Below are 6,453 nucleotides of genomic sequence, written 5' to 3'. Positions count from 1 at the left end.
ACTTTCTCTACAAGCTGAGAACAAAGCCTAGTTAACACTAGTGCTTTGTTCTTTTTTGTTTTTCAATTAAGATGTTTTTTTCCTTTTCTGAAAGAATATGAAGTTTTGATAATATAGAAGTGTAAAAGAGAACTTTTTTTGGACGTTTGCTTTGATTCCACATATAACTTGCCCCTTTCTTTACCTTATACAACTTTTTTCTCTTACTCAAATAATATGTTGCAAAGGAAAAAATGTGACAAGTAGTTAGTTGTTCCCTTTAAAACCATATTAATGTTTAAATGAAACATTCTCATGAGTTAAAAGCTTAGCTTTCAAATCATTTTTATCTCCAGCATAACCGGTTAGCCTCTGATTCTTCCCTATAACTCGATGACATGGAATAAATATTGGCAATCTATTTGCTTTATTTGCTTGCCCAATAGCACGTACAGCACTCTTGTTACCAATTTTGATGGCAATGTCCTGATAACTACAAACTTGTCCTATCGGAATTTGACGTAACTCAGCCCAAATCTTTTTTTGAAAGTCAGTGCCTTTTATCTCGAATGGTAGGTCAAAATTTGCTCTTCCTTCATAAAAATATTCATCAAGCTGTTTTACTGCTTCACGAAGGATAAGATGTTGTGGATCATCCACAAGCTTATTTACAGTTTGAAAATCTTTAAAATGTTCTGTAGTTAAAAATAAGTGGGTAATTTCCCTAAGTGTCGATACAATTGTAAGTCTACCAATTGGGGAGTCATAATAAGTATAAAACATTTGTGTATCCCCTCTTCACTAAATTTTTTACTGTGTAATCGGAAGGGTAATATGAAATGTTGTCCCTTTCCCCTCTTCACTTTCAACCTCAACTTGACCTTGATGTTCCTCAATTATTTTATAGCTTACCATTAAACCAAGCCCTGTTCCACGTTCCTTTGTTGTGTAAAATGGTTGACCTAGTCTCTTTATTTTATCCTGTGAAATCCCCGATCCCCTGTCTCTCACGGAAATTAATAGCTGGTCTTCATTCTTTCGTTTAACTGTAACATCAATTTGGCCTCCATCTGGCATTACTTCAATCGCATTTTTTAACACATTGATAAAAACTTGTTTCAGTTGATTTGGTTCACAGAATAGCAATGGCAGGTTTTGTTCTATATTTAGTTTCATCTGGACATTTACTAAAATGGCCTGGGCATTTAGCAATTCCATTGTTTCTTTTACTATAGTTCCAATATCTTTATTGGAATACTGAATAGCTTGAGGTCTTGCTAAAATTAGAAATTCAGTAATGATGGACTCTATTCTACTTAGCTCAGATGTAATGACATTAAAATACATAGAAAAGTCCTCTTTAACACTTCCCTCTAGCAGCTGAATAAATCCTTTTAATGCAGTCATTGGATTGCGAATTTCATGGGCAATACCCGCTGCTAGTTCTCCAACTACATTTAATGTATCTGACTTTCTAAGTTGTTCTTCTAACTCTCTTTTCTCTGTTACATCACGAAAAACAGCCAGATTCATATTTTCATCAATATGATTCTTAAGAGCAATTTCTAAGATCATTTCAATTCCATTTTCATTCATATACATGATCTCTTGTATATTTTCTTCATATGACTCAAGCGTTTTGGTGTCAGGGTCTACATGAGCATGTGAAAACAGAATATCACATATTCTAGATGATTTGATATCTTCTGAATTTAAATTTAGTATTTTTTTTGCTGTTTCATTTGCTTCAATGATTTCAAAAGAATGATTAAATAAAATAATTCCATCCATTGCACCATCAAAAATACTTCGAAATTTATGTTCACTTTCCCTTAATATTTTTTCCATTCGTTTTCGTTCACTAACATTCCGAAAAATCGTTAAATGATGACCATCAAGTATATCCATTTTAGAAGTAAACTCTAGCTCTTTATTTTGTCCATTAGGCATATGAAAAAGAAGTTCTTCTCTTATTGCGCCTATTTTAAAGTATTCTTTTTTTACTTTAAGAAAACTTAGAGAGGTTTGATCAACAAAATCCAATATATTACGACGAACAAGCTCTGCTTCATTTAATTCAAATGTACGGCTTGCTGCCTGGTTCACCTTCAAAATTTGACCATGCTTATCCCAAATCATAATTGCGTCTATCGCATTTTCAAAAACCTCTCGAAAACGTTCCTCACTTTTATACAGCTGTATTTCCATAGATCTTTTTTCTGTAATGTCCCTCATAATGGCCATGTAAATGCCATCAATAATGTTTGAAGTTGTTGTAAACTCGAAGATTTTCTTACTACCGTCTTTTAAGATAACAGGAAGCTCCCCCTTTGCGCTTCCATTTTCTTTTAGCATCTTCCACAGGTTATCGAGCCTATATTTCTCTTGCTCATCAATAAAATCTTCAAGACCAAAAGAGTTCAACTGCGTTTTCGTTATTTCAAAGCTTGAGCAAAAAGAACCGTTCGCATCTATAAAATCACCTTTTTGATCAAAGATGACAATTCCATCCACTGCACGATGAAATAAATCTTTAAAAAGCTGCTCATTAATTGTACGTTCACGCTCAAGCATTTTCTTAAATGAAACATCTTTAATCATAGCAAGATCATAGCCGTTTATTGCATTTTTACGTAATGAGATTTCCAAAAATTTGACCTGTCCATTATCTAATTTGACAATTAATTCCTTCCTAATTGGATCATCCTGATAAATAGCATCAATAACTTCTCTTATTTGATTGCTTGGTATAAGAGATAAAAAATCATAGAGATTTCGTTTACATAACTCTTTTTTCTGCAATTGAAACATATGACACGCGGCGGAGTTTACATCTATAAATCTCATATTTTCATCAAAAATAGCAACAGCATCCAATGCACCTTCTAGTATATTTTCATGCTGAAGCAATTTAAATTTTAACATTTCATTCTCTTTTTCTACTTGAGCCAATTGTGCTTTTAAGGCAACGATTTCGCGATCCTCCATCGTTTGCTTCAATCTTTTCACCCCTAATCACGAACTTTCTACTATCATGTATTCTACAAGTTATGGCATTGTCCTTCACCTATCTACAAAATGATAGAAAATGTTTCTTTTTTACTGTGAAGGTTGTAATATAGTAAGGTATTTCGACAATACTGTTCATTTAAAGGAAAAAGCTGTCATCTATCTTACAAAAAGATGACAGCTTTATTACGTCCCTAAAAAAGAAGCAGATTGATTCGAAACATACTTTAGTAAGGATTTTTTCAGTAAATATTTAGTTTTTTCAACACCTAAACTAATAAATCAAATGTCTAAGAAGTTACTTATATTTTCTAAAAATGAGTCTAGCTTCAATTTTGCAGTAGAAACTTTTATAAAAAATGATACAAAGGTACCGTTTAAACGTATGTCAAAATCGGGAAAAGAAGGGTAGTTTTCGATTTAAAACTTCTGAAGGAAAGGTGAGCGCATGAAAAATCGTGTTAGCTATTTTGATAATGCAAAGTTTTTATTAATTTTTTTAGTTGTCTTTGGTCATGTTATCCGGCCATTTATAGATGAAAGTCCAATTATGTTGACCATTTATAAATTTGTCTATACCTTCCATATGCCTGCCTTTATCCTTATCTCAGGGTATTTCGCAAAAGGGTTTAAGAAAAAAGGATATGTAAGCAAAATCGCTAAAAAGCTAATAATACCTTATCTAATTTTTCAGGGAATCTATTCTGTTTATTATTTTTTTGTTGAGAAACAGAATGCAAATGTGCTTGATCCACTAGATCCGCACTGGTCTTTATGGTTTTTAGTTAGTTTATTTTTCTGGAATCTGTTTTTATTTGGAGCAACGAAGCTTTCCGCCAGATGGTCGCTTGCGATTGCCTTTGTTATTGGACTTTCAGTTGGGTATTTAGAAGATATAAGCAATTACTTAAGTCTATCTAGAACATTTGTATTCTTCCCCTTATTCTTAATTGGCTTTTACCTTAAAAGAGAGCATTTTGATTATATAACAAAGGCACATGTTAGAGGAATCGCATTCTTCCTATTATCTATCACCTTTATTACTTATTTCTTTGCTGATTTTGATTATGAATGGCTATTTGGTTCAAAGTCATATGCACAATTCGGTGATTTATCAATAGGCAGTGCATTTATACGACTAGGATTTTACTGTTTAACACTTGTAACTTCTCTTAGCTTTTTGGCATTGATTCCTACGAAACAGACCTTTTTCACGGAATGGGGCACTAGAACGTTCTATGTTTATTTGTTACATGGTTTTATCATTCAATACATGAGAAACACCGATGCAGTAGATTGGATGGGAGATTTTCAAAGTATTGTTCTGCTAACAACATTATCAATTCTCCTTACATCCATTTTGTCAACTAAGATAATAAAAGAATTAACTAGTCCTTTTATAGAAATAAAGCCTTCAGGTATTCACTATTACTTAAAGAGCCTGTCACTTAACAAATAAACACTTCCTAAAGAACAAGTATTATGCTTGTTCTTTTTTAGGTTTGTTTTCAAAAGAACTTTTCCATACTATGGATACATGCCCACATGACACATATACGTTTTTAAGAATATTTATGATACAATATGTAATTGGGGAACTAACCCTTTCTTTGTCTTTACTGTATCAAAAGCACAACAAGCTTATGTATAAAAAATAATTGAAGTGGTGTATACGAAAATGAAAACTGTTTTATCAACGCTTAATGCTAAGTATATTCATACAAGCCTATCAATCCGTTACTTAAAAGCCTATGCACAACCTGAATACGAAGTTGAACTGGCAGAATACACAATAAAAGATCCTGCCATGAATATCGTAACAGATTTACACGCTAAAAAGCCTGAAGTTATCGGTTTTAGCTGTTATATATGGAATATTGAAGAAACAATAAAAGTGATTAAAATGCTTAAGAAAATCAATCCTTCTTTAATTATTGTTTTAGGTGGCCCTGAGGTTACTTACGATACTAAAGAATGGATGGATAAAATCCCAGAGGTTGATTTCATTATCATTGGTGAGGGAGAGCAATCATTCAAACAGCTACTGGATGAATTGAGTGGGGATCAAAACTTTGAAAATGTAAGTGGGATAGCTTACCGTGAGGAAAGCAAGGTGCAGATTAAACCGCAACGTAATAAACTTGACCTAAAGGTTCTACCTTCTCCATTTCGTTTTGAAGAAGATCTACAACACCTTTCAAAACGCGTAACATATATCGAAACTAGTCGTGGTTGTCCATTTAGCTGCCAATTTTGCCTCTCCTCCATTGAAGTTGGAGTTCGTTATTTTGATCGTGAAAAAGTGAAAGAAGATATTCGCTTTCTTATGGAGAATGGTGCCAAAACAATAAAATTTGTTGATCGTACCTTCAATATAAGTCGTAGCTATGCAATGGAAATGTTTCAATTTCTTATTGATGAGCATAAACCAGGTACTGTTTTTCAGTTTGAGATTACAGCAGACATCATGAGACCAGAAGTAATTCAATTCTTGAATGATCATGCTCTAAAAGGTTTGTTCCGTTTTGAAATAGGTGTTCAGTCAACAAATGATGCTACAAACGAACTTGTTATGAGAAAGCAAAACTTTAATAAGCTAACGAGAACTGTGACAATGGTAAAAGAAGGCGGAAAAATTGATCAGCATCTTGATTTAATCGCTGGTCTGCCTGAGGAAAATTATGATTCCTTTAAGAAAACATTTAATGATGTATTTGAACTTCGTCCTGAAGAGCTTCAACTTGGTTTCTTAAAAATGCTTAGAGGCACAGGATTACGACTTCGAGCTGAACATCATGGATATGTATATATGGATCATTCTCCTTATGAAATTCTTAAAAACAATGTTCTTTCCTTTGAAGATATTACGAAAATTAAACAAGTTGAAGATGTATTGGAAAAATACTGGAATGACCATCGAATGGATGAAACAATTGAATATTTAGTAACACATCTTTTCTCAACACCATTTGACTTCTTTCAAGATTTCGGAACATATTGGGATAAAAAAGGATGGACAAGAATTGGTCATCAACTTGAAGATTTATTCAAACACTTATATGATTTCCTCGGAAGCATTAAGAGAAGCGATTTAACAATTGCCAGCGGTTTTATGAAGTTTGATTATTTACGGAACCAAAATTATAAACCTCGTAAGCCATGGTGGAGTGACACATTATCAAAGCAAGAAAGAAGTAAGATTTATCACTCAGTACTAGAAAACCCTCTTCTATTAGGAGAAGAATTTGCTAAAAAACAGTTCTCTGAAAAGGATTTATTTAAGCATACTGTACTAGAAACTTTGCCGTTTAATTTAGATCATTACTTGAAGACGGGTAAAATTAAAAATGAAAACTCTTTTGTAATTGTTCATTATGATGCTATTCATTCTAAAACAACTGTTTATACAGTACTTTCAAGTGAGCTTGATACAATGGTTAGCTAAAGTGAGAGATTTTTTATCTC

4 protein-coding genes are annotated in these 6,453 nt (G+C 32.8%); 2 read left to right on the top strand and 2 right to left on the bottom strand.

The features are described from left to right. Positions 1-270 precede the first annotated feature (270 nt). Together COD11_RS15265 and COD11_RS15260 are read right to left on the bottom strand one after the other, a co-directional pair. Positions 271-762 carry a methylated-DNA--[protein]-cysteine S-methyltransferase gene (locus COD11_RS15265; RefSeq protein WP_098797761.1) on the bottom strand — a complete coding sequence of 164 codons (492 nt, stop codon included), beginning with the start codon at positions 760-762 and terminating at the stop codon, positions 271-273. A 27-nt stretch (positions 763-789) separates the two neighbouring features. After that, a complete protein-coding gene (locus COD11_RS15260; RefSeq protein WP_269217425.1) occupies positions 790-2,979 on the bottom strand; it encodes a PAS domain-containing sensor histidine kinase in 2,190 nt (729 codons plus the stop codon). A 457-nt stretch (positions 2,980-3,436) separates the two neighbouring features. Between COD11_RS15260 and COD11_RS15255 the strand changes: the two genes are divergently transcribed. Both COD11_RS15255 and COD11_RS15250 read left to right on the top strand, forming a co-directional pair. Continuing rightward, complete coding sequence (locus COD11_RS15255; protein ID WP_098797760.1) at positions 3,437-4,447, top strand: acyltransferase family protein; 1,011 nt, start codon at positions 3,437-3,439, stop codon at positions 4,445-4,447. Positions 4,448-4,666: 219 nt separating this feature from the next. Then, positions 4,667-6,433: a B12-binding domain-containing radical SAM protein gene (locus COD11_RS15250; RefSeq protein ID WP_098797759.1), complete on the top strand. Its 1,767-nt coding sequence runs from the start codon at positions 4,667-4,669 to the stop codon at positions 6,431-6,433. The last annotated feature ends 20 nt before the right edge of the window (positions 6,434-6,453 follow it).

Origin of the sequence: Bacillus sp. AFS040349, from assembly GCF_002577655.1 — a bacterium.
Classification (GTDB): domain Bacteria; phylum Bacillota; class Bacilli; order Bacillales; family Bacillaceae; genus Metabacillus.
This window is presented reverse-complemented; position numbering and strand designations above follow the sequence as displayed.

Bases quoted from the DNA above. Each gene is read 5' to 3' on its own strand.
- COD11_RS15250 (WP_098797759.1), top strand. From the start codon at position 4,667: ATGAAAACTGTTTTATCAACGCTTAATGCTAAGTATATTCATACAAGC.
- COD11_RS15255 (WP_098797760.1), top strand. From the start codon at position 3,437: ATGAAAAATCGTGTTAGCTATTTTGATAATGCAAAGTTTTTATTAATT.
- COD11_RS15265 (WP_098797761.1), bottom strand. From the start codon at position 762: ATGTTTTATACTTATTATGACTCCCCAATTGGTAGACTTACAATTGTA.